Raw genomic sequence first — 1,063 nt, forward strand, 5'->3', positions numbered from 1 at the left:
CCTTATTAGGGGTGAAAACATCCAATTGGTTATTTGAAGCAGGACGAGCTAAGTTGTTCAATCGCTTGACGGGTGGGGTGTTTATCAGTGCTGGTGTGATGCTATCTACGGCGAATCGCAGCTAGATTGTGAGGTAACCCCTAATTTAGGGATAGCTTATTTCCAATATGGAAATTAACGGTTTGTTTTTTTTCATTAGTGGCAAGGCTTAACTAGGCGTAAAATTCAATCTAGCCCTTTAGGGGTAATGGTCTGTACCTACCCAGATCCAGATGTCGTGGTCTTTTTTGCAGGAACATCCTTGATGACAAGCCTATCTGAACTCCAACAGCGTTTTCTCAATATCGCAACTGACGGCCGTTTGTCTCCGAAACAGAAGTCTAACTTCCTCGCTTTAGAAGCCGAAGCATGTATTCCATACATGCCCATTTCTGAAGCACTTCGTGAAGCGATGAGCGATGGCGTAATCTGTGACATGTTTGAAGGTCATGCGCCTTTTAAACCGCGTTACGTTTTACCTGACTATGCTAAGTTTTTATCTCAAGGCTCTGAATATTTGGAGTTGTCACCTGCAGAAGATTTTGATGATGCGCTAAATATGCTTACCATCATCTATCATCATGTGCCGTCTGTTACCAATATTCCGGTGTATTTAGGGCAGTTAGACGACGTCCTGATGCCTTATGTAGGCGACCAAACTGAAGCGCAGATTTACAAAAAACTTCGACATTTCTGGATCATGCTGGATCGCACGTTGCCGGATGCCTTCATGCACGTGAATATCGGGCCGACAGACAACATTATCTGTCGCACTATTTTACGTGTGGACGCAGAGCTCAAGCAAATTGCACCAAATCTCACGTTTATGTACGACGAATCGATCACACCAGATGATTTGTTACGTCAGGCGACGAAAAACATTTGTGACTGTAGCAAGCCTCATATTGCGAATTACCCAATTCACGCAAATGCTTATAACGGAGCGCGGTTTGGTATCGTCAGTTGCTACAACTCACTCCCGCTAGCTGGTGGTTCAAACACGCTTGTACGCATGAATCTAAAA

General features: G+C 44.2%; 1 protein-coding gene and 1 pseudogene. Both read left to right on the plus strand.

All coding sequences use genetic code 11. From position 1 onward, the window contains the following. Positions 1–125: pseudogene (locus R8O11_RS25220) on the plus strand (LysE family translocator); the annotation flags it as partial. Positions 126–304: 179 nt separating this feature from the next. After that, on the plus strand, positions 305–1,063 hold a 759-nt coding region (locus R8O11_RS25225), incomplete at its 3' end, for a glycyl radical enzyme domain-containing protein (RefSeq protein WP_318194611.1).

The sequence above is a fragment of the Vibrio sp. 1288 genome (assembly GCF_033344475.1).